Source organism: Coleofasciculus sp., assembly GCF_046565525.1.
Classification (GTDB): domain Bacteria; phylum Cyanobacteriota; class Cyanobacteriia; order Cyanobacteriales; family Coleofasciculaceae; genus Coleofasciculus.
The window spans coordinates 13767-38567 of the sequence record NZ_JBKHUP010000056.1; the positions used below are offsets into that span (position 1 = coordinate 13767).

Genomic DNA, 24801 nt, shown 5'->3' on the forward strand with positions numbered 1-24801 from the left:
TTAAATACACTCTTTCTTTTGTTTTACCGCTTTTGTTCCATATCCGCATAAGCCGCATAAACTCCCTGTACGTTATACCAATTCAGGAAAATTCGGGCAACTTCCAAGGCTAACTGCGGCTTCCCTTGATTAATTAACCATTGCAAAAAAGATGCCATGGTTCGTTCATTGAGTCTCCCACCTAGAGAAAGAACGCCCCATAGTATCCGGTGCAGCCATGTCATCTGAATCATCATCCGCACGTTCCAAGTGGGATGTTTTTGATAGAATAATACCCCCATGCGTCCCCGTTGAATTTCCCGGTCAATCATCTGGGGAATTTGGTCTAAATTAAAGGGAGGATGCCAATGATAGCCGACAGCCGCCGGACATTTAATCAGTTTTAAACCTAATTGTTTGAGGCGAACACCTAGTTCTAAATCTTCCCAACCATAGAGTTGAAAACGAGTATCAAAGAGTCCCGCTTTCTCCAACCACTTCCGCGCGATCGCAACATTCCCCGTAGCAAAATACGCCGCCGAGAAATCCGTTATCTTATAGGGTTCTGAACTGGGATTATCGAAATTGTTGGTATTAATTACCCAACCGTAAGTAAAGACGCGATCGCTCCCTAACTGCTGTTGTCCCTGAACCAATGCATCCGCATGGGCTTGCAGGAAATTCTCGGTAACGACTAAATCGCTATCAATAAAGATAATCGTATCGCCTTTAGCCTGCTCTACGCCTAGATTACGAGCTGCTGCTGGACCTAGGTGATCTTGAGAGAGCGATCGCACCTTAGATAATTCATGACGATGAGACTCCAGCCACTCTAGGGTGCCATCCGTTGAGCCATCATCCACCACGACGACTTCATAGCCAGCGACAACACTATCTTCCCTGAGATGCTGTTGCTCCAATGCTTTCAGGCATTTTTGCAAAATGGGTAAGCGATTGTAAGTTGGAATAACAACACTGAAAAACCAGGATGAGGGATGGGGTATTACAGATGAATTGTTGTACTGCATTCAGGGACAAATGGCTGTAGGACTTAATGAATGAGAAATCTAAAGTGGGTTTTGTTGATCCTCCAACTGTTTGAAGCAGCGACGATAAGAAGGTTATCTGTAGCAGCAATAACGTTCCAGTCGTTGAGTCAAACGGTTTCTTTAACCATACTTAAAGTGAATGGTACTAAAAATTGCCGTTTTGGATCGCCAAAACCCTTGATATACCGTAGGGTGGGCATTGCCCACCAGAATACGAGGAACGTGCCATTCTACTTAAAGTATTGTAGACGGATAAACAGTATGACCGATCACCACCAAGCCGCCAGTGATAACTCCCCACTCAACCAACCAGTTGCAGCCGCACCGCTCCAAAAAACGCCCCTTGCAGGAGATATAAATAGTATGACAACCGTTACATAAGATCTACCCAAAGCTACCCATAAATGGACATCTTTGGAACTTACTTCCTGCTTCACTCTGGCGGTGTCGGCACTCAACCAGTCCACAGGCTCTCCCCCACCTAACTGGCGGCTTGCTCCAAATTAATGGAGGCGTTAAAATCTCGGTCAATTTCCAGTCCGCAGTTATCGCACCGGAAAACCCGCTCAGATAAAGGCATTTCATCTTTGGCGGTATGACAGCGAGAACAGGTTTTAGTTGAGGGATACCATTGGTCAACCTCAACCAGCGTTGCTCCGTACAGCTTGCACTTGTACTCTAGCTGACGTTTGAACTCATAAAAGCCCATGTCTTGAACAGCTTTCGCCAGTTTGTGATTAGCCATCATCCCAGACACGTTAAGATCCTCTACTCCTATTCGGCTGTGGTTTTGGGCTAAATAGGACGTGAGTTTATGTAATGTGTCTTTACGGATATTGGCTATTTTGCGGTGTAAACGAGCTATCTTGACTTGGGCTTTTTTCCAATTAGCCGAACCAATCTGCTTATGACGACTTAGCCACTGCATACGAGAGAGTTTTTTCTCATACTTTCGGTAGCTTTTAGCACCTTCTACTACAATCCCGGTAGACAAAACAGCCAACGCTTTTATTCCTAAATCAACTCCCACTACTGGGTGAGGTTTGGGGCGGTTAATTGGCTCATAGTCCAGTTTAAAGCTAATAAACCATCGGTCAGCCGTCCTGGATATGGTAACGGATTTGGGCTGAAAGTGGACGGGTAACCGCTCATAGGTCCTCAACCAACCGATAACCGGAACTCTAACTTTAAAGTGGGCAAGCTTGATTGACCCGTCTAAAGTAAAGCTGTCATGTTTGCCTTTGCGCTTAAACCGAGGCGGTTTTTTGCTCTTTTTGAATGCATCTTTCCAGGCTTGAGCTAACTGTCTAAGCGCCAACTGGGGAGCGCATTTGCTCACCTCATAATACCAAGGACAGATAGGTTTAACCATTGCTACTAGCCACTTGTGTAAATCAATCCCAGTGGGAAACTTGATTTTATCCTCTGGATTATCCCGATTGTGGTCGAGTATCTGTTTAGTCAAGCCTAAGCCCCAATTCCAAGCATGACGGGCAACACCAGCGTGCTTGGTTAGCGCGGTTCGCTGCTTATTGTTTAGTCTTAACTCTGTTTTAAATCCTAAAAGCATTACTGGACAAGAAAAACCGCCTTTGTCCTGAAGGTGAGCGCTCTGAACGGATTTTTCCGGAGTCTGCCCACCTCCTTAGTGTCTTGATTGAGATGCCTAACTCTTTTGCTGCATCTCCTATACTAAGTGTCACTTCTGGTGCTTCCATATCGTTACTGATATAGAGTACCTGAGTATTATTACCCAATCAGGAAGAAATGTCCAGAAGTGTCCAGATATTTAGTGGCAGCTTCTAACCCTCAACCCTGGAGAAATCCCCCGCCGTCCCCTGGGACGAACTGGTGTAGATGTCTCAGCCATTGGCTTAGGTGGCGCTCATTTGGGTAATGCGTCGAGTCAGGAGGAAGCAACGCGCATTGTCCAAGAAGCCATTGACGCGGGAATCACGTTTATGGATAATGCCTGGGAATATAATAACCACCGCAGCGAAGAATGGATGGGCAAAGCATTGGCTGGGCGGCGTGATCAAGTCTTCCTGATGACCAAAGTCTGCACCCATGGACGCGATGGGAGTGTGGCGATGCAGCAATTGGAAGAATCACTGCGGCGACTGAAAACCGATTATCTAGACTTGTGGCAAATTCATGAAGTCGTTTATGATAACGACCCAGAGCTAATTTTTCGGCAAAATGGGGTCATTGAAGCCATAGAACGGGCAAAACGTGAGGGTAAAGTGCGTTTTGTGGGCTTCACGGGTCATAAAAACCCAGCGATTCACCTGAAAATGCTGGCTTATGACTTCCCCTTCGACACTTGCCAGTTACCGCTTAACTGTTTCGACGCCACGTTTAGCAGTTTTGAACAGCAGGTATTACCGGAACTAAATCGGCGCGGTATTGCGCCCATCGGGATGAAAAGCTTAAGCGGTAATGGTCAAGCGATAAAAAACGGGATTCTCACTGTTGAGGAAGCGCTGGGTTATGCGATGAGTTTACCTGTCGCCACCACCGTTAGCGGTATTCCGTCACTGGACGTATTGCGTCAAAACCTAGCCATTGCCCGGGGTTTTCAGCCGATGAACCCCGAACATAGTCAGGCGCTACGTGATAAGTGTGCCGTTTATGCGGCGGATGGACGCTTTGAACTATTCAAAACCTCAAAAAAATATGATGCCGATATCGGCAGAATCCAGCATGGCTTTCCACCCCAAGCCGAAATGCCAAGTTAGGTAGGGTGGGCAATGCCCACCAAAACTTTTGAAATGGTGGGCGATGCCCACCCTACGCAATGTCTGATTATCGTCGAGTTTTTATTCCTGCAGGCACGTTTTTCTTAACCTTGGTGACGTATAGTCGTCAGCCTCTTTTCTCAGAACTAGAAAATGTTTCTCGCTTGCGCCGTGTCATGGCACAAGTGAAAACTGAAATGCCCTTTGATATTATTGGGGCTGTTGTTCTACCAGATCATCTCCATTTTCTCTGGAAATTACCTATCAACGATAAAAATTACTCTAAACGAGTTGGTCGGTTAAAAGTGTTGTTTACAAAATCATTGCGGGGTGAGAGAGGATCACCTAAAAATGTGTCAATATCACGTCAGAAGCATCGAGAAAGTGATGTTTGGCAGCGACGCTTCTGGGAACATACCATTCAAAATGAGAAGGAATTTGAAGCCCATCTTAACTATATCCATTACAATCCGGTTAAACATGGTTTAGTATCTTGTCCTCATTTGTGGACATCATCGAGTTTTCATTCATGGGTGCGGACGGGAGGATATGATTCTGAGTGGTGTTGTGTTTGTGGGGGCAAGCAATCCCGAATACCCAATTTTGACGCGATCGCAGATAGAGTTGGTGAATAATCGTAGGGTGGGCAATGCCCGCCGTACCAGGAGGGATTGATGGAGTTAGAGATGTTTTTTGACCAGTTTGAATGCCCACACGCTGCCTGAGTATGAATAGTACTGCATTAAGGCTGGTGGGCAATGCCCACCTGATGGATTGAGTCAGGTGGGCAATGCCCACCCTACGGTATATCAAGGGTTTTGGCGATCCAAAACGGCAAATTTTTAATGCCATTGAGTCTTAGGATAGGTAAGTCAAGCTCAAAGTAGTACTTGGAGTCTTTATAACCAAGGGAAAATACCGATATGTCAATTGACTGGCAAACCGCCAAAACCTACGAGGATATCCTTTATCACAAAGCAGACGGTATCGCCAAAATCACCATTAATCGCCCCCACAAGCGTAACGCCTTCCGCCCTAAAACTGTCTTTGAACTCTACGACGCCTTTTGTAACGCCCGCGAAGACCAGAGAATTGGCGTTGTCCTATTAACCGGGGCGGGTCCTCACACGGATGGTAAATATGCCTTCTGTTCTGGAGGAGACCAAAGCGTTCGGGATAAGGCGGGATACGTTGGCGATGATGGCGTTCCTCGCTTAAATGTCTTGGACTTACAACGCCTGATTCGTTCTATGCCAAAAGTGGTGATTGCTCTAGTAGCAGGTTATGCCATTGGCGGCGGTCATGTCTTGCATGTTATCTGTGACCTAACCATTGCGGCGGATAACGCCATCTTTGGTCAAACGGGTCCGAAAGTCGGTAGCTTTGATGGTGGATTTGGCGCTAGCTATCTCGCCCGAATCGTGGGTCAGAAGAAAGCCCGGGAAATTTGGTTCCTCTGTCGCCAGTATACGGCACAAGAAGCGCTGGACATGGGTTTGGTGAACACTGTTGTCCCCGTAGACCAGTTGGAAGCGGAGGGGGTTCAGTGGGCAAGAGAAATTTTACAAAAAAGTCCCATTGCTATCCGTTGCTTAAAAGCGGCGTTTAACGCTGACTGTGATGGTCAAGCAGGCTTACAAGAATTGGCTGGAAATGCCACGTTACTGTATTACATGACTGAGGAGGGGGCAGAAGGGAAACAAGCGTTCCTGGAAAAGCGCCCTCCTGATTTCCGTCAATATCCTTGGTTACCGTAGTTTGACCTGTTCGTTAGGTCTTTGACTTGGTAGGGGCGGGTTTAGTCGCATCTAGGTGAGGTCAGAAACGATAACGGTAAAACCCGCCCCTACACAAAGGCGGGTTTAGTCCTATCTGGGTGAATCAGAAACGATAACGGTGAAACCCGCCCCTACATAAATTTTCTCAACGATTAAGATTTGGTTATCAAAGATTAATTAAATAGGAATCCACTAAAACGATAAAACTCAAGGGCAAGGTTGATGCATTCACTATATGAATGCGTTAAATTGATGCAGGCTATAAGTAACCTGTAACTAACTGCCCTTCTAGCCGAGCATTGTAAACGGGAAGTCACACCAGAGCAACTTGAGTTGTCAATTTCTCAGGCGTTGATGCCGGGACTTTTACCTGCTGTGTCGGCTGGGAATTGCTCCTTGAGCAAGTTACAGCCAACTCTTCTCTCAACATGTGTTGATCATCAATCCATATTTGCTCAAAACTTTCCCAGGAGGGAGCAAAGGGTGGGAGGGCTAAAGAACAAGCTTTCCAATTGGCTTTAACGGGTACGCCAAGTTGCTGACACGTACCGCCGCGCCGTCCTTCAAGTTGGTAATAGCGACAAAACTGACAAGCGGACGTTGAGCATTTGAATGTCTTCATTGGAGTAATTAAAAATGAACTTTTAATTAGCTGTCTATACTTTCAAATTTCCATTATTTTTTACTAAAAGTATTAATATTTTATGATTTCTTTATAATTGCTTTATATATGCACACATTTTCGTAAAGAAACTAAACAATCGGTTAAGCTTGGTCAAAAACTTGGTGAATTTTTGGTGAAACATCATGGGGATCAAGTCCACAGTGAAAGCCAATGTATAGTTAGATCCGAAATTTCATCGGGAAATAAAAACGAGAATGATAAGTTAAACCGATCTGACGGGAAACCATTCATAAGCAGGACAGCTAACCTTGCCACTGCTTGGTCGCACATAGTCCACAAACTTGCCAGCGTTTGAGTTCTCCTAGGGGTGTGGGACAATGACATTGAGGACAAAGGGGCAAATGCTGCGATCGCGCCTGAATTTTTGCCGCCCACTGTTCAAATGTGGTTTGGGGTGTAGGCTGTTCAATAGGCGGATCAGCAGGAGATGAAACCTCCACTTCAGCCACAAGGCTGGGATGTTCCGATTCCTCAGTCTGGGGTAAGGCTTGGTGTTGATACCACCACGTTGTCGAAAAGCGGATATTATCTATGGGGGTTGACAATCGAGCATTAATCTGTTTCAAGATAGAACGGCAATTTAAACTCAGCTCTTGAGTCCAAACCGAACTTGACGTGGCAACATATAGAATATTCCGGGATAGTGAATGGGGTTTTGTCTGCTGCGCCCTATCTTCACCCACAACTTCAGTCCAACAGTCGCGGATCAACTGAAACTGCTGTTGACCTTGCCAAAATGACTGATTTTCCAGCGCCGTTACTATATGATTAAGAGATTTCAGCATGAGTATTTATGCGTCCCTATACATCCATCCTAAACAAACAGTATCCTGAGCTGTTGCATTCGTCCTCACCCAGATAGTGCCTCACTCAAGCCAGTCGGATTAAACGGAAGTTCCCTTCATGAGCCAGAAAACCCCAGCTAAATCATCAACTCCTTCCTCCCCCCTGTCGATTAACCCTGCTTTGCAGACGGCTTTAGGAAGCTTAGACGTGCAACTCGAAGCTGAATTAGCCCGCTATCGACGCCAACGCCAGGGACGTTCTGTCACATCTGCCCAACTACCGGGACATTACCCCCGACACAAACCCGCCGTAAATCAGCTTGAGCCAACAACAGCATCTCCTATTTCTATCGCCCCAGCCGCTCCGGCGAGTCCTCCCGTAGACATAAATCAGCAATCCGCTCCAACGGGGGGTTCTCCAACACCAGAAAATAGGGAATCCACAGAGACTAAACCCACTCCACCCCTGTTTCCCCCCCTACCTAGCCAGGAAGCGCCCTTGGCGACGACTCAGGAGCCAACCCCTGCTGACTTCCCAAGCCTAGAGGAATCCCTAGAAAGGCAGGGAAAATTAGTTGTCCCGACAACCGAGCAGTCTCAGCCAGAAGACTATTTAGAATCATCAGAAAAACTACGGCAAACTTTAGCCGAACAAGAAACAACGAAGGATTCTCAAAAACCCTTAACGAATAGAATCCTCACTCCCCTCGGTGTCGGTTCGATTTTACTATTGCTGGTTTCTAGTGCTACATTGACCTATATTTTTCGGACTAGCCTAGGACTTGACCGTTTCTTGGAGAGTGAGACACCCACGACGGCTGAGAATTCCGCAGCGACAACCGTTAACGGGGAAAATGAATTACTCGGCGTAAATAGACCTAATCTCGCCAGTGATGAATTCTCAGAATCTATTGATATATACAGGCTCAGTGAGCTCCAAGCTAGTCCAACACCCAATCCAATTTCACCCATCGCCCCCATCCCCAATTCACCTCTCCCAGAAGCGGCTCCACCGACGGCTTCAGTATTTCCTTTACCCCAGTTACCGAATCCGGCTTCAAATTTACCAGCCGCCCTTTTACCCCCTCCTACCCCACTAAGAACCGCCCCTCAGACGACTACGCCATCGGTGACACCAAATTCTTCACCCGCTCAACCTGAATCATCGACTAACCAGTCTTCAGAAAAGGCGAATAAATCCACACCCACTTCATCAACCCCGACTTCGGCTGCACCGAATTCAAACAACGCCAACTCAAATTTGAGTAAGGGTTTCTATTATGTGCTGATTAACTCCAACGATAGTAGCGTGTTGGAGAAAGCCCAAACTATCGTCCCTGACGCCTACGTGGTGAATGTACCCGCAGGGACAAGAATTGCTATGGGCGCTTTTAAACGGGAGTCGGAAGCCAAAACCCTCGTCGAGGAACTTAAGCAACAGGGACTTTCGGCATCGATTTATAACCCTTAGTAACTGGGGAACTCTCAATAGGAAACAGGGAATGACAAGAGACAAATGACAATGGAGATCGGCTAGGGAATTGATGGACCGCATTGGCAATAGAGAATGACATAAGACATAAGACCAACAAGCCTGAGATACCATAGTGATAAAGTTTTCCCTACCCCTAACCACAATGGAGAGCTGCTATGGGATTGATTGAGCGCATCGGGCGAGTGATTCGCGCCAACCTGAATAGCCTGATTGGACAAGCCGAAGATCCAGAGAAAATTCTGGAACAAGCTGTAGACGATATGCAGCAGGATTTAATTCACATGCGGCAGGCTGTCGCCCAAGCGATCGCGTCCCAAAAACGTACAGAACGCCAAGCCTCCCAAGCTGAATCGACGGCACAAGAATGGTACAAACGCGCTCAACTGGCATTGTCAAAAGGGGACGATAATTTGGCACGAGAAGCCCTAACTCGACGACAAACTCATCAGCAAACGGCTCAAGCTCTACAAGCACCACTAGGGCAGCAACGTGAGATTGTCAATAAACTTAAAAAAGATATGCTGACTCTAGAGCGTAAAATCTCGGAGGCAAAAACGAAAAAAGACCTTTATATTGCCAGAGCGCGTTCGGCTCAAGCCTCAGAGAGAATTAACCAGATGCTGGGAAATCACAACACAGGCGGTAGCCTGAGTGCCTTTGAGCGCATGGAAGACAGAGTACATGAACTAGAAGCGCGATCAGAGGCGATCGCAGAACTCTCTAGTGGCGATGAACTAGAAAAGAAATTTAATACCCTAGAAAGTGGCAATGTGGATATGGAATTAGCTTCGATGAAAGCCAACCTAGGTGGCACAACGGAATCAGCAAAATTACCCTCCTCTCAAACCGCATCGGGTAGCAGTGCGGAAATTGAGGCAGAATTAGAAAAACTGCGTTGGGATCTGGATAAACCCTAATTGGCGCGTCAACAACCTTGTTAGGCGGCGTGGTGAGGAATCACCGCCCTAAAAGTGCGGTGAGGATGTCAAGAGCTAGCAATATTGGGCTGGAAGTTTTTACACTAGATGAAAAGCCTCCTGTCTGAATACCATTGGTTATGAGTGTTTCGATTCCATTAACGCAGTGCTTTCTCCAAAAGGCAGGAGAGCCTCTATTCGATAAAGTTGACCCCCTAAGCAGATTCCCAACCGTAGAGCCTGCTTAATACTTAGTTTGTACATTCCGAGAGGATAAACAGCGTCATGGGACTATTTGATCGCCTGAGCCGAGTTGTCAGAGCTAATCTTAACGATATGGTTAGCAAGGCTGAAGACCCAGAAAAAATTCTGGAACAAGCCATTATTGACATGCAAGAAGATCTGGTACAACTGCGCCAAGCCGTTGCCCGATCAATTGCTACGCAAAAACGTACCGAGCAACAATACAATAAAAACCAATCCGAAGCCAATACCTGGCAGCAACGCGCCCAACTGGCCCTGCAAAAAGGGGATGAAAACCTAGCCCGGGAAGCACTCCAGCGCAAGAAAACGGTCGCTGAAACAGCAACCGTACTCAAAGGTCAGCTAGATCAGCAAACAGCTCAAGTACAAACCCTCAAGCGTAACCTAATTGCCTTGGAAAGCAAAATTTCTGAGGCGAAGACCAAGAAAGATATGCTCAAGGCACGGGTGAGCGCTGCCAAAGCAAATGAGCAGTTACAAAGTACCATTGGTCGTTTGGGAACTGGCTCGGCGATGGGGGCATTTGAGCGGATGGAAGACAAAGTGATGGAACTTGAAGCCCGTTCCCAAGCCGCTCATGAGTTGGGTGGTGCTGACTTAGAAAATCAATTTGCCGCCCTGGAATCGGGGAGTGATGTTGATGATGAGTTGACAGCAATGAAAGCCCAGTTAGCCGGAGGCTCCGTCTCCCAGCCAGTTTTAGAAGGTGCATCAGAGCAGAAAACCGACTCGGGTACTGCTCCAAAATCAGAAGTTGACGACGAATTGGAACAACTGCGAAAGCAAATCGACAATTTGTAAGCATCAGCCGTCGATCAGCCCGATCGCGGCTACCCCAGATCTTGGTAGACTACCGACTCGTGTAGGGACGTTGCATGCAACGTCTCTACATAATAAAGTAGTCATTTGTGTTTATGGAGGGTGTTGTGAGCAAAGTACTTGAAATTACCGATCAGGAATTTGAAACCGAAGTTTTAAAAGCCGACAAGCCAGTGCTAGTGTATCTGTGGGCAAGTTGGTGTGGACCTTGCCGCCTCGTCTCGCCCTCGGTAAGTTGGATTGCGGAGAATTATAGCGATCGCCTGAAAGTGACTAAGATGGAAGTTGATCCAAATCCGGTTACTGTGAAGCAGTATCACGTCGAAGGAGTCCCCGCACTCTTACTCTTTAAAAATGGAGAGGTTGCCCAATCCTACGAAGGCGCTATTGGTAAGCAAAAGTTGCAAGAAATGATAGACAAGAGTTTTGAATCTTGAAGCTGGTAGGGGCGGGTTTCACCATTATCATTTTTTGCCGCCAAAATGTCACTAAACCCGCCCCGTCTGAATTACAAATTAGGATTTAACTAGACACGGCAAGAAGTCTCCCGCTATACCCGTAGAGTTAGCGGCTTGCGTGAATTGCCCGTGAGGAAAAACTTGTTTTTGTAAACTTATGCACTTCTTGCCTTGTGATCAATTACAAGATACCTTGTGATCAATTACAAGATATGTTATTGTTGAGATTATTGACTATAACTCTAGTTACAAACCGCGAAAACCAAGCGGTAAAAACACAATTGAGCCTTGGGAACCAGGGCGGCTGCGCGGGTTCTCCCTATTGAGGAGATAAAGGTTGGATTCCAACCAGAAACGCTAAGTAAGACCAATACATATTTTGGTGTGGTGGCATCGGCGAATGAGACGCGAAGCCAATATCATAATCGTTGATTTGATGTTGGTAGTTCACAATTCCCTATTCTCTAACGAATTATTGAAGGGCGGGTTTAGTCCAGTTATTGGTTTGTGGCAAAATGTTATCTATCAAACGTGCCCCTACACCTCGGCTTTCCAACTAACTAAACCATGCAGTTTGCTCAACGTTTACAACCCCTGCAAGCCAATGTGTTTGCCGATATGGATCAGGCGAAGGCAAAAGCTAAAGCCTTGGGTCAAGATATTATTGACCTATCCTTAGGGTCTTCTGATTTATCGGCATCGGATCATGTCGTTGCTGCTATTGAAACCTCGCTACATGACCCTAGCACTCATGGTTACTTACTGTTTCATGGTACGCAAGGGTTTCGTCAGGCTGTAGCGAATTGGTATAGCCAACGATTTGGTATTCCAGTGAACCCAGAAACGGAGGTTCTGCCTCTGATTGGTTCCCAAGAAGGAACAGCGCATTTACCCTTAGCGATTCTCAACCCCGGTGATTTTGCCTTATTGCTTGATCCAGGTTATCCGTCTCATGCGGGTGGGGTTTACTTGGCGGGGGGTCAAATCTATCCTATGCCTCTGTTGGCAGAAAATCAGTTTTTACCTGTTTTTGAAGAGATTCCCGCCTCTGTCCTTGCCCAAGCTAGGATGATGGTGTTGAGCTATCCTCATAATCCCACAAGCGCGATCGCACCGTTATCCTTTTTCCAGCAAGCGGTTGCTTTTTGCCGCCACCATGACTTGGTTCTGGTTCACGATTTCCCTTATGCTGACTTGGTATTTTCCCAAGACGGTACAGCACCTGCCAATCTTAATGCCCTAGCACCCTCAATTTTGCAAGCTGACCCCGATAAAAAGATCTCGATTGAATTTTTTACCTTTTCTAAATCCTATAATATGGGCGGCTTTCGCATTGGTTATGCGATCGGAAATGCTCAACTGATTAAGGCGTTGCGCCAAATCAAGGCGGTGGTGGATTTTAATCAGTACCGAGGAATTTTAAACGGTGCGATCGCGGCGTTGCAAGGGAACCAAGATGGTGTTCAAACCATGGTGGCTACGTTTCAGAAACGGCGGGATGCGTTTGTGCAGGCGTTACACCATATCGGTTGGCAGGTGCCGCTTCCCCAAGCAACTATGTATATTTGGGCAAAATTACCCGAACCCTGGGAGCACAATTCGATCCAATTTTGCACCCAGTTAGTTGAGCAAACCGGAGTGGCGGCATCACCAGGAGCCGGTTTTGGCAAGGCTGGGGAAGGATATGTGCGTTTTGCTTTGGTGCGGGAACCTGATGTTTTAGAAACAGCCGTGCAGCGAATCGCCGAATTTATGCGATCGCGTAATACAGGCTTTCAATCCCATAAGTAGGGCTTGCTGCACAACTGCAAAACCCTTATCTATCAAGGCTTTGAGTAGCATAGGCATTGGATCATCTTCAAGGAAATCGGATAAAACCCTTTCATACCCTTGCACCGCTATCAGGGAAAATGTATCATTGCTTCCCCTGCTTCCCCTGCTTCCCCTGCTTCCCCTGCTCCCTTCACCCACAACTTATTCAGCAATCCCATAAGTAGGGGCTGCTGTAGGGAGTCTTGGGGTGGGGAGAGGCAACTCTTAACAGGGAACTCTTAACAGTAAAGAATATCCTAACCTGTCTTGGTACTGTTATAAATCTCAATATTTTTGTCAGTAAATTGGCAAAATAATGTTACAAGTATTTACAATATTTGCTATATTTTACCCGATTTAGTGCCTCTCAATTCTACAAGTTCCCAATCTTCTTGTAATCTTCACAGAAGCAGATTAAAAGTTTTACAAAAGCTTTACCCATTCATAAGATTTATTTTTCTATAATAAAAGACATATAAGAAAAGGCTGGGTTAGATGAGTAAGGAGCCATAGGAAACCCAGCGATTCATAGAATTTCGCTCAGTCTGGGAAAAACTTATTTTGTCGGATAATCTCTAATTTAGGAGGTTAATTTTAACTACCTTGCCAGGAGAAGCGGAACTCTACAAAACTGAAACCTTTCTTTGTCATCACTCAATCATTCCATTCAGGAAACAACTCATGAAAAGCAATCTGAAAAAGTTACTCTTTGGCGCATCAATTCTTGTCGGTGTCAGCGCGATCACCACGGCTCCAGCTTCTGCAACAACGTTTACGCTCTCCGGTTCAGATATTATTAAATATGAGGCAATTGATAAGAATAATGATGGCATATTAGATACAACAGTAGCCAATCCAAACGCCGACATCAATGCTCTCCTACAAGGCAATTGCAGTGTTCCCGCCTATCAGCCGCAATATGAATGTAACCCTGGTGAACCCGGTGGAAACCTAGAATTATTCGCCAGCAGCGAAAAACTTGACCTCAATCAATTCTTAGCGTATAAGGATGTTACCAGTTTACAAGCTACCTTTGATGATGGTAGAAGTATGACACTGAGTAGTCTAACGGCAGTAGACTGGTTTGGAGAGGATTTAAATACTGGCTATGGAGCAAATACATTAGCCAATAGATGGTTTAGTGATGCTCTGAGTGCTTATGGTATTGCTAATAGTCCACTTCTCTACAACATATTCCTGAACAACGGCGGATTCCAACGGTTCAGTGATGCGAATATTTCCTACGTCAATAATACTAATGGCATAGTAGATATTGGGTTAGCGGGTCACTTCGACGCCACACATCTTTTATTCGGCGCCCTCACCCCTGAACAGCAAACCCTACTAGGAATGTTAGACTCACCTTTGCAAGCCAGTGAGGTGGTCAAGGTTACCCATAACGGTAAAACAACTTATGCTTACACCTTCAGTGCAGCTATATCTACCCTATCGTCTAACGATGGCACGCGATCGCACACCGGTGTCTATGATCCACAATTGACCCTTGATCCGGTTGATGTACCAGAACCCTCGATTCTACTCGGCTTAATTGGGGTAGGTGGTTTAGTCGCCGCCAAACGCCAGAGCCAAAAATCTTAGGTCAAATACCGCTGATATAGGCGCTTGTGACAATTAGAGCAGTTTTCAGGGAGCCAACAGGCTCCCTTTGTGGTATAGTATCTGATTTTTGTCAGTAGACATACTTCGGTGGAAACATACCAGTTGTTTACATAATGTTACCAAAGGTATACAGGTTGATAGATTTTTTTATATATATTTAATTAAATGGTTATTAGCACATATAAAATAAAATGGCTACAACTTCATCGAAACTTTATCGATTTTTGGCAAAACTTCATGTAAACTTTATAAAGAGAAGAGGAAATTTGTGTGCAGGCGACGAAAGCTCAAGGGTTAGAACTTGACCGCGATTTTAATGCCTCCATTAATTTGGAGATAGCCGCCAGTTAGGTGGTGGTAGCCTGTGGACTGGTTAAGTGCCGTCACTGCCAGAGTGAAGCAGGAAGTAAGCATCAAAGTTAGGTCTCACTAAGGTTGACCAGCTTTGAGTAGGTCTTTCATAACGGCTGAAGACATCGCCTGTTAGAGGGCAACCAGAGGTTATTAGAGCCAAGAGAGGGTTAGCCAAAGCCTAACCCTATGTATGTGCTGTTAAAGGCTCAACCGATAAAGTCACGGAGATACTGCAATGAAAACTAATATCAAGAAACTGCTCGTCGGGGCATCAGTTGCCTCATGTGTCAGTGCGATCGCCACCAATCCAGCGTCGGCGGCATCTCTGACTAACCCTAAAGTGACTGGCGTGAAGGGAGTGGACTATTTGATCTACGAATACGTCCCTAATCCAGATATGACAGCGACCACGGATTTTACAAAACTCAACAACGATGCCGATTTGGAAACAGTCCTGCAAGGAAATTGCTCGGTTGGAGGAGCGTTTATTCCCAGCAATAGTTGTAAAAAAGGTGAACCGGGGGGCAATGTTGAGCTATTTGCCAACAGTGAACAACTATCCCTTGATAAGTTCTTGAATTACACTACGGTTACTAGCTTAACGGGTGATATTGGGGACAAAAGTATTACCCTGAGCAGTTTGACAGCAACGGATTGGTTTGGGGAAGACCTAAATACTAGCTATACAGCCAAGAATTTGGCGACTGAGTGGTTTGAGGCGGCTTTAGGATTCTATGGCATCGATGATCAACTGCTAGGGTTCGCGAACATGCGGATACCCAAAATTCCCAATAGTAAAGAGAATCTTTTCAACGCCTTCCGGGATAAGGGCGGATTTCAACGATTCAGCGATCCGAATATTGCCTACATTGACATGAATGATACGACGGGATCTCTAGAAGTTGGGCTAGCGGGGCACTTTAATGCCGTTGACCTAATCTTTGATGGTTTAACCGATCAACAGAAAAATTTGTTGTCTGTTTTCTTGCAAGGGAAACCTGTACAGGCGGCTGAACTGGTCAAGATTGACTATGATGGAGAGACTTCGTATCATTATAGCTTCAGCGCTGCTAAATCCGGGTTGATTGAGCAAGGGGATATGATCTCTCATACAGGGCTCTATGATCCTGAGCTACCGACTAATGTAGCAGTAAAAGAGTCACCTGAACCCTCCTTTGTCCTAGGAAGCCTATTGGCGGCTGGTGGAATGTTTGCCGCCAAGCGCAAGCAGAAAAAATAGTTAACCTCAAATTAGAAGATTTGTATCGTAATCTGGGGGGAGTTAAGTCCCTCCTTTTTTTGTGCGATCGCCTCCCCACGACGTAACGATCCAGAAACTTCATCAAAACTTCATATAAACTTCACGGTTCCTTGACCTGATCCGGTATAAACATCTCATAGATTAAGAGGGAGTTCGTAAATCTACAATAGAAAACAATCAATATGAAAAGCTTATCGGTGGCGATCATCGGAGCCGGATTTATGGCTCTCGGAGCAGTTAGTGCGGCTCCATCCGAGGCAGCTCAAGTGACACTTGATACCTGTAGACAACTTCAACTTAACTGTACACGGCTTGATTATAGTGGCACGGTCACTTTGGAATCAAATGTGATTTCACTGTTGAGCAGTAAACTATCCAGTCTTCCGGGTATTGTGTTTAATGAGAACAAAGCTACAGCCACTGTAGAACAGAGTATCATCATTGATAATCTCAGTGGTCGATTACATGACTCAGGTGATACTGAATTAACTCTTCCCCTGAGCGACGTCCACAACTCTTTGTCTAACATTTTTTCCGGTTTGTTTTCCGGATCTTCTCAAGTAATTTCTCTCGGTTCTATTAACCTGAACGGAGAAGTTTTAGATATTCAGAAGCAATCCCTTTCTAGTTTTGACTTCTCCTACAATGAGGTTACCGATGAAGTTATTATCGGTGGTTATGACTATAATCTTATTAAACCTTGTCTGAATGGTATATGTCTGATCAATGGTACAGGTTCCATTTCGACTAATGTTGCGCTAGCTTTTTTGTCTCCTAATTTACCTTTACCAGGCTCAGTATTGGTTAGTACCGATATGAGCTTTAATGTTACCCAAACAGCAACCCCTCTTTCCTTTGTAGACCCTCCATCTGTACCCTCTGCTCCAGAACCCTCCTTTTTACTAGGAAGTTTATTAGCTGGGGGAGGTTTATTGAACGCCAAACGTAAGCAGAAAAAATAGTAAATCTTTCATCAGAGAAATTATATTGCATTTAAGGGAGCTATCTAGCTCTTTTTTTGTACTCACATTAACAGGGACTTAACTCGCCATAATATTTATCAAAACTTTACAGACAGTCACATTAACTTTACCTAAATAAGTTGTTACATCCCATAGATTAAGAAGGAACACGTACATCTAAGCAGGAGATTAAAAAATCGACATGAATAAATTATCCACGGCAATTGCTGGAGCCGGATTTATAGCTCTCGGAGTAGTAGGAATGGCTCCCGCTGAGGCAGCTAGCTTGACACAAATAGACTCTTCTGGATCTGTGGCTTTTCAGGTAAACGTTAATCCATTTGTATCACAATTCTTACCACCAGAGTTTCAAGAGCTAATTGCTCAGCCACAAAAGGTAAATTTCGAGAGTACAATCATTGTCGATAATGCCCATGGTCGGTTATCTGATGCCGAAGATGAAGAGTTAACTTTTGGTCTTACTCATGTTGAAGACTATTTGGAGGAACTCCTACCTAGCTCCCTTTTACCATTTATCAATCTGCAGGGTTCTATTCTAGATTCCCAGAACAATTTGCTATCTCAGTTTAATGTCTTTTACCGAAATAAGGAAATTGTTGCAGGTAACTATAATTATGCTGATATCGAAACCTGTTTAAATAATACCTGTAAGGTCTTGTTTGGCGGGAATGCTACCGCCTCTGTACTTTTCCCTTCCAGTGTTAATCTGAGCGTAAGTGGCGGTTTTACCCAAACGGCGATGTCTCTTGCTAAGAATAACTCGATCAAGCCGGGTTTAGTATCTTTCAACACTTCAATCACTCCAGTAGACTTTTTACCCACACCTATCTCCTTGTTACCTCTCGATTCTGAATCCGAAACACCTGTTGCAGAAGAACCCTCTGTAACTGAACCCGAAGCACCTGTTGCAGAAGAACCGCCTACAGATCCATCGGGAGAATTTGGTGACGAATCTGATATCGCATCTGTACCAGAACCTACCACATTATTAGGGCTATTTGGCTTGGGTGGTTTCTTGGCTGCAAAACGTAAGCGAATGAAGGCAGATTAGGGCGGCTTACCACCACTAAAAACAACTGAAAATATTGAGAGGATACCCAAAACTTTACTGAGGAATAGTTTTGGGTAGTGAAGTACCCCAACTTGCTTCACTGAAGTTGGGGAACCTCCAACTTCTAAAAACAAGGACGGTCTTATTCGTCTTCAGGGCTTCCCGTTTCATCCGCCGATGCCACGTTAGGTACTTTCTAATTTCTAAGAGTAGAAAGTCCGGAACTAAATCCGGTGATGGTCTTACTCAGCGTCAACAGGCAGTTGTCCGCCTTCCGCAGACAATGATATTTTGTTAGTCCGCTTGGTTTTCGCGGTTTATGGTTAGAATACTAACCGAATAGTGCCAATAGGCATCTTGCGCTATTCTTTTGGAGGACGCTATAAAAGCGAACGGTGGTCGAGTTCATTAACGCGCAAGGACTACATCTCTATCACACCAAGCATCGACCATCTGTCTTCCCATGCATTAGAAGGTAGACCTAGGAGAGTTACTGTTATTATAACACTAAAAAATTGCATCTAGCCAATGTAATTTGGAAATCTCCGTGTCTGGAGATTTCCCACTGTCCATCCTTACCTTGCTATCGCTGAAGGTAAGGACTTCCGTGATTACGTTAAAACTAACAAATTAGTGACTGAGTACGTAACATCAAAAAAAAATTAACTGGACATTATTGCTGGCATCAAGATTGAATCAATCACATGAATGACACCGTTATCCGCCAGGATATCCGGTTTAACCACGATCGCCTGATTCACTTTATAACCACTGGATGTATCGATCACTAATATTGAACCTTCCAGAGTTGGCACTTCTTGTAACTCTAGCAGGTTATCGCTTCTGACATCTCCGGAGACAACATGATAGGTAAGAATTTTCTTGAGTTTGGGAATATCCTGCAATAGAGTGTCTAAGGTTCCCTCTGGCAGTTTAGCAAATGCCTCATCGACAGGTGCAAAAACGGTGTAGGGACCAGGACTCTTGAGGATATCGACTAAATTGGCAGCCTCAACCGCCTTGACTAGGGTGTTGAACGAACCAGCGTTGATGGCAGTCTCGACGAGATTGGGCATGAGTTTTATCGTGTTTTTAGTGCATCTCCTGTTCAGGGATACAATAGTTTCTCTGAAACTAACATCTTTCAAAGGTTAGAATTATCTCTCAAATCGTTCCATCAAACAATCGGCAATGCGCCGCGCTGCACCAGATTGACCCATACGACGGCGACCATTTTCGGCAATCAGTTGCAAGCGATCAGGATCTCGTAACAACTTCTGTAGGACTTGGACAACTCGCTCCGGTTGTTCGACTAAAATTAAGGATGGTCCTAATAGTCGCGTTTGCGCTTCGGCAAAAGCTGGGGTGTATTGAGGACCCGTTCCAGGAATCGCGATCGCAGGTTTTCCTAATCCGACAAATTGTTCGGTTGCGGTTCCTGCCATGGCAATGCAGCAGTCTGCTTTGAGCAGGCAAAGGTTATAATCTTCTTGAGTTAGTACCAATGTGCCATTCTTTTGGGTAAACGCGATCGCGGTTGGGTCATTTAACTTCAGATTCACCTCGATGTCTTCTATAGGCTGCTGACGCCATCCGTACCCGGTCAACGTTTCTTGTAGGGGTTCAAGACTTAAAGCGGGTGCGATCGCGCCGAGAAACACCACAGATCGTTCCTGGTAAGCATCTAATAACCCATTCGCAGCTAGGGCGATTTTCTGCCAATTCTGGTAGGCTTCTGGTATTCTCGAACCGGGCAATAAGGTAACCACCAAAGGACGCTGCATCTCTTTTTGTTCAGCATCAAGTTCATAGAATATCGGTTCTGGCTGTTCGGGTTCAATCCCATCCATCATTGGGTTCCCTAAATCCAACGCCGGAATTGACCATTTTTGCAAAATTTCTGTCGTTAGTTTATCTCTAGGAAACACCGCCTTGCAGCGCTTGCGACTCATCAACCAACGTTCCCACGGCAAATACACAGAACCGGACCATCCTTCCCGGCGCTGACGATTCGGTAACCATCCCGCTTCATCCCGCAGATAATACTCCGATTTAGCCGTCCCGACAAAGGCGTAGGGGGCGTCACTCAACCAGGCAAACAAAAGTGGTACAATATCCCCCACCGCTAAAATAACCCCTCCCCGTTTAGCCCAACGGCGAACAGCTTTCAATTGTGCCCATGTCAATTGCAGCAAACCACTCTGCACATCCTGCAGCAGGTGACGCCCTTCCATATAGATAAAACCACCAGAGGGCATTGTTTGCACCGGTCCGACAATCGGAATATCCAATTGCCTATAGGCTGCACCTTCACCCACTAACGGCAATGCTGCTAATTCCGGCGCATCTGAGTTAGCGTTGAGTTCCTGTAAAATTCGGACAGCAATAACATCTTCTCCGTGACCGTTGCTGATGCACAGCAGTTGCATAGTTGATAATGGGTGCTAAATGCCACTATAAATTTACCTTAAACAACAGGGAACAGTTTTTAAGAGGCAGCTATCACATTGATGTTGATACTTCGTTAATCAATACATGGCGATTACCGATGACCGAGCCACTGGTAAGGTTTACAATATAGCAGAGGCACAATTTCCAACGGAAGCACAACGGATTAGACGCATTGGGCAAGTGGCTGGATAAAACGGTGAAGTCGTGATTGCGTCGCCATCCCTAATGCCAGACAGTTGGAGTTTGCCCTACAATTTAGAACAGTATTGGGTGGTCGATTCTACCCGCATCCGCCAGGAATTGGATTATATAGAACCAGTCCTCTTAGCAAAAGCACTCTCAGCGTACCATTGAGTGGGAAAGAATTCAGCCGCCTGAAACCGTTTCCTCAGAAGCAGCACCAGAATTGCTGGACTATGACACTGAGGATGCAATCCTGGCTCAATTGGCAGCGATTAGGAGTTTGTAGATAAGCACAACGGCGATTGCGTTAAAACAGGAGTAAACCCCTGCCCTAGTGACAATGAACCAGCCTAAAAATCCAGGTCTGGAGAGTTCCAATCATTCTTTGATAGTGAATCATTCGCCTAAATTATCCCCGGAATCGGACAAACCAAGCACAGAGACATTAGATTCAGGTGTCTCGCCTGAACCATCCAAATCATCAATGACATCGGCTTTAGGTATCCCATCCGAAAAGCCAAAATTATCAATGACTGAAAAATTTGGGTTAAATAATCAGTTATCAATTGTTGATCCGTGTCGTCGGAATGGTTTAATTATCTATAAACGTTATCACGCCGAGTTTGCTGGACCTGGTGCCGCCGTCGGTGGAATATTTGATCATGATTGTCGGCAAGTGATACCTGTGGGGGATATGAGGTTGCTCACTCCAGAATCAGCCGATGAGCGAAAACGTGCTTGTTTAATTCGCCGCCAGTGGGCGCAACTAACGATACAAATAACCAATCATCCCACATCAGCCAAACGTGCCCAGAAGATTCTGAGTCAGTTTGAGGGCTTTTTTGATGCCGAAACAATTGCCAAAATACCTGACGAAGCCTTTGCCCTGTTGGTGGGTGTATTTCCTTATACAATTCAGATAATTCGAGATTCGCCAAGGAACTAAGTAGGGTCTGCTGAATAAGTGTTGTGGTGAGGGGGAGCGGGGGAAGCTGGGGAAGCTGGGGAAGCTGGGGAAGCAAGGGGAAATTTGTAAGGGTTTGAGGCTTGTTAACATAACTTCATAAGGTTGAGTTTATTTCCACCAACCTACTTAATAATGCTCCAGATGAGGATATTACCGTGATATCTGTGGGAGATCTGAATTTACTCACTCCAGAATCAGCCGATGAGCGCAAACGAGCTTATTTAATTCGCCGCCAATGGGTGCGACTAATGATGCAAATAACGGATCACTCAACACCTGCACAACGAGTCCAGCAAATTTTGAATCAGTTTTTGGGCTTCTTTGGCGCTGAAACAATTTCCCGAATGCTAGATTTTGCCCTGTTGGTAGAAGCTCTTGCCATGTTGGTTGGGGTATCTCCTCATACCGTTGAGATGGTAATCCGAGATTGGTTGGAAAAGCAATGAAGCAATCATGATTCAAGTTAAGTTATATAAATGTTCCTCAAACCCTGACAAATGACCAATGACCAATGACCAATGACCATGGAACGGATTGTCAAAAGTGGCTCAGGTTGGCGTCTAGGTTGGAATCCTCAGGCAACTCATTACCAGGGGTTAGTGGGTACTGATGAGTGGGCAATTGAGCTGACTCAGGCGGAGTTAGACGATTTTTGTCGATTGTTAGCACAGCTTGCTCAAGCTATTGAAGACATCGCTGATGAGTTAGTCGATGAGGAGAAAATCACCTGTGAAGCTGAGAGTGACTTGCTCTGGATGGAAGTGGAAGGCTATCCCTGTGCCTATACGCTACGCTTAATTTTGAACCAGGAACGTCGTTGTGAGGGAAGTTGGCAAGCCCAAGCTGTTCCGGGTTTGCTGCAAGCGGCTCAGTCTCTAAAAGTCTTTTGAGAGGGTTCCAGACGTGGCGATAAATGGGAAAAATATCTAAAGTTGTTAAAATGATAGATCTTATGATAATCTAGGGAAGGTTTCGCGGGGCGTAGCGCAGCTTGGTAGCGCACCACTTTGGGGTAGTGGGGGTCGTGGGTTCAAATCCCGCCGCTCCGATCGCAAAAGTTGACCCTAGAGATGTTGTTTATTTCTCTAGGGTTAATTCTTGGGTTTGGGATTCATGATTCAATCCGAAAAACCTTACAAAGCCTTCACAAAAAAAATCCCCAGTTCTGTTGTGGAATGGCGATAATAGAAACGCGGCAGTAATAGTGCTCTCCGCAGTGTACATTAATCCGATTCAAGAGAGGCGTGAGCAATGGCAACGTTAACCATGTCCCAGCGTGATTTGTCGGCTTTCACGGAACAGGATGTTACTGAATTAGCTGGACGTTTAGAACGAGACGATTACGACAATGCGTTTGCGGGACTAGATGACTGGCATTTGCTGCGGGCGCTAGCCTTCCAACGTCCAGAGTTAGCAGAACCCTACCTCTACTTGCTAGACCTAGAAGCCTATGATGAAGCGTGAATGAGTCTAGGCGAGTATTGATAGGTATAGGCGGTGGTATCGCCGCCTATAAAGTTTGTCAGGTCATTTCTACTCTGTTTCAGGCTCAGGTGCAAGTTCGGGTTATTCTCACCCAAGCGGCTCAAGAGTTCATCACACCCCTGACAATCTCCACCCTATCGCGCCATCAGGCTTATACCGATCGCCTATTTTGGCAGCCAATTCACGATCGCCCAGTTCATATCGAGTTGGGCGAATGGGCTGATTTATTCGTGATCGCCCCGCTTACCGCTAACACCTTGGGCAAGTTAGCTCACGGTTTAGCCGATAATTTATTAACCAATACCGTTCTCGCCTCCCCTTGTCCCATACTCCTTGCCCCAGCAATGAATACGGATATGTGGGAACAGCAGGCGGTACAGCGGAATTGGCAGGAAGTTTTGAGCGATTCCAGGTATCATACCGTAGGACCTGGTGCAGGACGATTGGCGTGCGATCGCGTCGGTGCAGGACGATTGGCAGAACCCAGAGAAATTCTTACTTCCATTCATTCGTTGTTATACACAGGCGGTAAGCGGGATTTAGTCGGGAAAAAGGTTTTAATTAGTACCGGTGGCACCAGAGAACATTTAGACCCCGTGCGCTTCATTGGTAACCCCTCTACGGGTAAAATGGGACTGGCATTGGCACAAGCCGCCAAGGATCGGGGAGCAATCGTAACATTAGTTCATGCGCCCTTAGCTGAACCCATTCCCCCGAATATTCAGGCAGTTTCAGTCGTCAGTGCCGCACAAATGGCTCAGGTAATGTTAGCGTATTTCCCAGAAGCGGATCTGGTAATCATGGCAGCCGCCGTAGCTGATGTCAAACCTGCCGATTATGCATCCGAGAAATTGCCCAAAGCCCAGCTTCCGACTGCCTTAAATTTAGAACCTGTACCCGATATTTTGGCAGAACTCGGACGGCGCAAACAAACCCATCAACAGTTAATTGGCTTCGCAGCACAAACAGGCGATATTGTCAAGCCGGCTTTAGAAAAATTAAACGCCAAGAATTTAGACGCGATCGCGGCTAATCCCATTGATCTGCCTAATGTAGGATTCGCCAGCGACACGAATCAAGCTATTTTCATTGATAAACAAGGACGTCAAAAGTCGGTTCAACCGTGCCACAAACTTGAGCTAGCCCACGCCTTATTTGATTTTATAGGTTTGTAGTGGGCACTTTAGTGCCTGAGACTGCCAGCACTTTAGGGAATCTTCGAGAACACCAACAAAGTAGAGACGTAGCATGCTACGTCTCTACAGATGTTAGGAAGACGAATTTGACATCCTCACCGCCCTACAAGGACGGCGATTCCTCACCACGCCCTAGGGGGTTAGCTACCAAACGCCTAGAGTCGCTGATTGGGGTTGACAGCTCTACGCACACTGCCTCAAAGAGGTCTTACACGCGCTCCCTGTCCGTTTTAAGTCTCGGAATGCCCTCCCGCGACTACATGTATCGTTTAGATCAAAAAACACAAATAATGCTTTTTGTTTGCCTCCAGGTCGGGTCGTCCGTTGCCCTTCAGTCTTTCCCTATTGCTGGCTCAGTCCCGGTTTCAACTCATAATGAGTGTATATCGCTGCAAGCGAATGCGGGTTTTTCAACCATTGTTATCATAGCACAAAATTCCCCCTCGAAGGGGGAGGCTTGTGACCCAATTT

Annotated in this window: 24 protein-coding genes, 1 tRNA gene and 1 pseudogene; 18 read left to right on the top strand and 8 right to left on the bottom strand. The window is 45.8% G+C overall.

Annotated elements, in window-relative coordinates; translation table 11 throughout:
• Window positions 1-23: 23 nt before the first annotated feature.
• From ACLGGO_RS19960 to ACLGGO_RS19970, 3 genes and pseudogenes are all read right to left on the bottom strand, one after another.
• A complete protein-coding gene (locus ACLGGO_RS19960) occupies window positions 24-1007 on the bottom strand; it encodes a glycosyltransferase family 2 protein (RefSeq protein WP_446420618.1) in 984 nt (327 codons plus the stop codon).
• A gap of 502 nt (window positions 1008-1509) precedes the next feature.
• The gene (locus ACLGGO_RS19965; RefSeq protein WP_446420619.1) at window positions 1510-2598 is read right to left on the bottom strand and encodes an RNA-guided endonuclease InsQ/TnpB family protein; all 1089 of its coding nucleotides are present in this window, start codon (window positions 2596-2598) and stop codon (window positions 1510-1512) included.
• Between the two features lie 4 nt (window positions 2599-2602).
• Window positions 2603-2746: pseudogene (locus ACLGGO_RS19970) on the bottom strand (MerR family DNA-binding transcriptional regulator); the annotation flags it as partial.
• A 150-nt stretch (window positions 2747-2896) separates the two neighbouring features.
• Here ACLGGO_RS19970 and ACLGGO_RS19975 point away from each other — a divergent pair.
• The 3 genes from ACLGGO_RS19975 (at window position 2897) to menB (ending at window position 5523) form a co-directional block, all read left to right on the top strand.
• The gene (locus tag ACLGGO_RS19975; protein ID WP_446420642.1) at window positions 2897-3766 is read left to right on the top strand and encodes an aldo/keto reductase; all 870 of its coding nucleotides are present in this window, start codon (window positions 2897-2899) and stop codon (window positions 3764-3766) included.
• Window positions 3767-3825: 59 nt separating this feature from the next.
• The gene (locus tag ACLGGO_RS19980) at window positions 3826-4401 is read left to right on the top strand and encodes an REP-associated tyrosine transposase (RefSeq protein ID WP_446420620.1); all 576 of its coding nucleotides are present in this window, start codon (window positions 3826-3828) and stop codon (window positions 4399-4401) included.
• Between the two features lie 288 nt (window positions 4402-4689).
• Window positions 4690-5523, top strand: coding sequence for a 1,4-dihydroxy-2-naphthoyl-CoA synthase (gene menB, locus ACLGGO_RS19985; protein WP_446334168.1), 834 nt, complete (start codon window positions 4690-4692; stop codon window positions 5521-5523).
• Window positions 5524-5857: 334 nt separating this feature from the next.
• Here the strand turns inward: menB and ACLGGO_RS19990 are convergent, their stop codons facing one another.
• Both ACLGGO_RS19990 and ACLGGO_RS19995 read right to left on the bottom strand, forming a co-directional pair.
• Window positions 5858-6166, bottom strand: a complete 309-nt coding sequence (locus ACLGGO_RS19990; protein ID WP_446420621.1) for a hypothetical protein — start codon at window positions 6164-6166, stop codon at window positions 5858-5860.
• A 305-nt stretch (window positions 6167-6471) separates the two neighbouring features.
• Window positions 6472-7014 (bottom strand): DUF721 domain-containing protein, encoded by a 543-nt coding sequence (locus tag ACLGGO_RS19995; RefSeq protein WP_446420622.1) that lies wholly within the window; start codon window positions 7012-7014, stop codon window positions 6472-6474.
• A gap of 118 nt (window positions 7015-7132) precedes the next feature.
• Between ACLGGO_RS19995 and ACLGGO_RS20000 the strand changes: the two genes are divergently transcribed.
• From ACLGGO_RS20000 to trxA, 4 genes are all read left to right on the top strand, one after another.
• Window positions 7133-8485, top strand: coding sequence for a hypothetical protein (locus tag ACLGGO_RS20000; protein WP_446420623.1), 1353 nt, complete (start codon window positions 7133-7135; stop codon window positions 8483-8485).
• A gap of 179 nt (window positions 8486-8664) precedes the next feature.
• Window positions 8665-9426 carry a PspA/IM30 family protein gene (locus tag ACLGGO_RS20005; protein ID WP_446420624.1) on the top strand — a complete coding sequence of 254 codons (762 nt, stop codon included), beginning with the start codon at window positions 8665-8667 and terminating at the stop codon, window positions 9424-9426.
• 285 nt (window positions 9427-9711) lie between these two features.
• Complete coding sequence (locus tag ACLGGO_RS20010) at window positions 9712-10491, top strand: PspA/IM30 family protein (RefSeq protein ID WP_446420625.1); 780 nt, start codon at window positions 9712-9714, stop codon at window positions 10489-10491.
• A gap of 125 nt (window positions 10492-10616) precedes the next feature.
• The gene (gene trxA, locus ACLGGO_RS20015) at window positions 10617-10946 is read left to right on the top strand and encodes a thioredoxin (RefSeq protein WP_446420626.1); all 330 of its coding nucleotides are present in this window, start codon (window positions 10617-10619) and stop codon (window positions 10944-10946) included.
• Between the two features lie 340 nt (window positions 10947-11286).
• Here trxA and ACLGGO_RS20020 read toward each other — a convergent pair whose 3' ends face one another.
• Complete coding sequence (locus tag ACLGGO_RS20020; RefSeq protein ID WP_446334176.1) at window positions 11287-11418, bottom strand: hypothetical protein; 132 nt, start codon at window positions 11416-11418, stop codon at window positions 11287-11289.
• A 116-nt stretch (window positions 11419-11534) separates the two neighbouring features.
• On the opposite strand from ACLGGO_RS20020, the gene ACLGGO_RS20025 reads away from it, so the two are divergent.
• The 5 genes from ACLGGO_RS20025 to ACLGGO_RS20045 all read left to right on the top strand — a co-directional run bounded on the left by ACLGGO_RS20025 (window position 11535) and on the right by ACLGGO_RS20045 (window position 18048).
• On the top strand, window positions 11535-12758 hold the full coding sequence (locus ACLGGO_RS20025; RefSeq protein WP_446420627.1) for an LL-diaminopimelate aminotransferase: 1224 nt from the start codon (window positions 11535-11537) through the stop codon (window positions 12756-12758).
• Window positions 12759-13460: 702 nt separating this feature from the next.
• Window positions 13461-14378: an NF038130 family PEP-CTERM protein gene (locus tag ACLGGO_RS20030; RefSeq protein WP_446334178.1), complete on the top strand. Its 918-nt coding sequence runs from the start codon at window positions 13461-13463 to the stop codon at window positions 14376-14378.
• Between the two features lie 610 nt (window positions 14379-14988).
• Window positions 14989-15993, top strand: coding sequence for an NF038130 family PEP-CTERM protein (locus ACLGGO_RS20035; RefSeq protein ID WP_446420628.1), 1005 nt, complete (start codon window positions 14989-14991; stop codon window positions 15991-15993).
• Window positions 15994-16196: 203 nt separating this feature from the next.
• Entirely contained in the window at window positions 16197-16976 is a 780-nt protein-coding gene (locus tag ACLGGO_RS20040; protein WP_446420629.1) for a PEP-CTERM sorting domain-containing protein, read from the top strand.
• Window positions 16977-17178: 202 nt separating this feature from the next.
• A complete protein-coding gene (locus tag ACLGGO_RS20045; RefSeq protein WP_446420630.1) occupies window positions 17179-18048 on the top strand; it encodes a PEP-CTERM sorting domain-containing protein in 870 nt (289 codons plus the stop codon).
• Window positions 18049-18710: 662 nt separating this feature from the next.
• Here ACLGGO_RS20045 and ACLGGO_RS20050 read toward each other — a convergent pair.
• A complete protein-coding gene (locus tag ACLGGO_RS20050) occupies window positions 18711-19124 on the bottom strand; it encodes a fasciclin domain-containing protein (RefSeq protein ID WP_446357810.1) in 414 nt (137 codons plus the stop codon).
• Between the two features lie 81 nt (window positions 19125-19205).
• Window positions 19206-20477: a lipid-A-disaccharide synthase-related protein gene (locus ACLGGO_RS20055; protein ID WP_446420631.1), complete on the bottom strand. Its 1272-nt coding sequence runs from the start codon at window positions 20475-20477 to the stop codon at window positions 19206-19208.
• Window positions 20478-21166: 689 nt separating this feature from the next.
• Between ACLGGO_RS20055 and ACLGGO_RS20060 the strand changes: the two genes are divergently transcribed.
• The 6 genes from ACLGGO_RS20060 to coaBC all read left to right on the top strand — a co-directional run bounded on the left by ACLGGO_RS20060 (window position 21167) and on the right by coaBC (window position 24309).
• Window positions 21167-21628: a hypothetical protein gene (locus ACLGGO_RS20060; protein ID WP_446420632.1), complete on the top strand. Its 462-nt coding sequence runs from the start codon at window positions 21167-21169 to the stop codon at window positions 21626-21628.
• A gap of 176 nt (window positions 21629-21804) precedes the next feature.
• The gene (locus ACLGGO_RS20065; RefSeq protein ID WP_446420633.1) at window positions 21805-22095 is read left to right on the top strand and encodes a hypothetical protein; all 291 of its coding nucleotides are present in this window, start codon (window positions 21805-21807) and stop codon (window positions 22093-22095) included.
• Between the two features lie 78 nt (window positions 22096-22173).
• A complete protein-coding gene (locus ACLGGO_RS20070; RefSeq protein ID WP_446420643.1) occupies window positions 22174-22539 on the top strand; it encodes a DUF1818 family protein in 366 nt (121 codons plus the stop codon).
• 85 nt (window positions 22540-22624) lie between these two features.
• Window positions 22625-22698 (top strand) — tRNA-Pro (locus ACLGGO_RS20075).
• A gap of 202 nt (window positions 22699-22900) precedes the next feature.
• A complete protein-coding gene (isiD, locus tag ACLGGO_RS20080; protein WP_446335130.1) occupies window positions 22901-23113 on the top strand; it encodes a protein IsiD in 213 nt (70 codons plus the stop codon).
• Entirely contained in the window at window positions 23110-24309 is a 1200-nt protein-coding gene (gene coaBC, locus ACLGGO_RS20085) for a bifunctional phosphopantothenoylcysteine decarboxylase/phosphopantothenate--cysteine ligase CoaBC (protein WP_446420634.1), read from the top strand. The genes isiD and coaBC overlap by 4 nt, the downstream gene beginning before the upstream one ends.
• Window positions 24310-24801 lie beyond the last annotated feature (492 nt).

Excerpts from the sequence above, each read along its gene's own strand:
- ACLGGO_RS19960 (WP_446420618.1), bottom strand. The coding sequence starts at position 1,007 with ATGCAGTACAACAATTCATCTGTAATACCCCATCCCTCATCCTGGTTT.
- ACLGGO_RS19965 (WP_446420619.1), bottom strand. The coding sequence starts at position 2,598 with ATGCTTTTAGGATTTAAAACAGAGTTAAGACTAAACAATAAGCAGCGA.
- ACLGGO_RS19980 (WP_446420620.1), top strand. The coding sequence starts at position 3,826 with ATGTCTGATTATCGTCGAGTTTTTATTCCTGCAGGCACGTTTTTCTTA.
- menB (WP_446334168.1), top strand. The coding sequence starts at position 4,690 with ATGTCAATTGACTGGCAAACCGCCAAAACCTACGAGGATATCCTTTAT.
- ACLGGO_RS19990 (WP_446420621.1), bottom strand. The coding sequence starts at position 6,166 with ATGAAGACATTCAAATGCTCAACGTCCGCTTGTCAGTTTTGTCGCTAT.
- ACLGGO_RS19995 (WP_446420622.1), bottom strand. The coding sequence starts at position 7,014 with ATGCTGAAATCTCTTAATCATATAGTAACGGCGCTGGAAAATCAGTCA.
- ACLGGO_RS20000 (WP_446420623.1), top strand. The coding sequence starts at position 7,133 with ATGAGCCAGAAAACCCCAGCTAAATCATCAACTCCTTCCTCCCCCCTG.
- ACLGGO_RS20005 (WP_446420624.1), top strand. The coding sequence starts at position 8,665 with ATGGGATTGATTGAGCGCATCGGGCGAGTGATTCGCGCCAACCTGAAT.
- ACLGGO_RS20010 (WP_446420625.1), top strand. The coding sequence starts at position 9,712 with ATGGGACTATTTGATCGCCTGAGCCGAGTTGTCAGAGCTAATCTTAAC.
- ACLGGO_RS20025 (WP_446420627.1), top strand. The coding sequence starts at position 11,535 with ATGCAGTTTGCTCAACGTTTACAACCCCTGCAAGCCAATGTGTTTGCC.
- ACLGGO_RS20030 (WP_446334178.1), top strand. The coding sequence starts at position 13,461 with ATGAAAAGCAATCTGAAAAAGTTACTCTTTGGCGCATCAATTCTTGTC.
- ACLGGO_RS20035 (WP_446420628.1), top strand. The coding sequence starts at position 14,989 with ATGAAAACTAATATCAAGAAACTGCTCGTCGGGGCATCAGTTGCCTCA.
- ACLGGO_RS20040 (WP_446420629.1), top strand. The coding sequence starts at position 16,197 with ATGAAAAGCTTATCGGTGGCGATCATCGGAGCCGGATTTATGGCTCTC.
- ACLGGO_RS20045 (WP_446420630.1), top strand. The coding sequence starts at position 17,179 with ATGAATAAATTATCCACGGCAATTGCTGGAGCCGGATTTATAGCTCTC.
- ACLGGO_RS20050 (WP_446357810.1), bottom strand. The coding sequence starts at position 19,124 with ATGCCCAATCTCGTCGAGACTGCCATCAACGCTGGTTCGTTCAACACC.
- ACLGGO_RS20055 (WP_446420631.1), bottom strand. The coding sequence starts at position 20,477 with ATGCAACTGCTGTGCATCAGCAACGGTCACGGAGAAGATGTTATTGCT.
- ACLGGO_RS20060 (WP_446420632.1), top strand. The coding sequence starts at position 21,167 with ATGACATCGGCTTTAGGTATCCCATCCGAAAAGCCAAAATTATCAATG.
- ACLGGO_RS20070 (WP_446420643.1), top strand. The coding sequence starts at position 22,174 with ATGGAACGGATTGTCAAAAGTGGCTCAGGTTGGCGTCTAGGTTGGAAT.
- isiD (WP_446335130.1), top strand. The coding sequence starts at position 22,901 with ATGGCAACGTTAACCATGTCCCAGCGTGATTTGTCGGCTTTCACGGAA.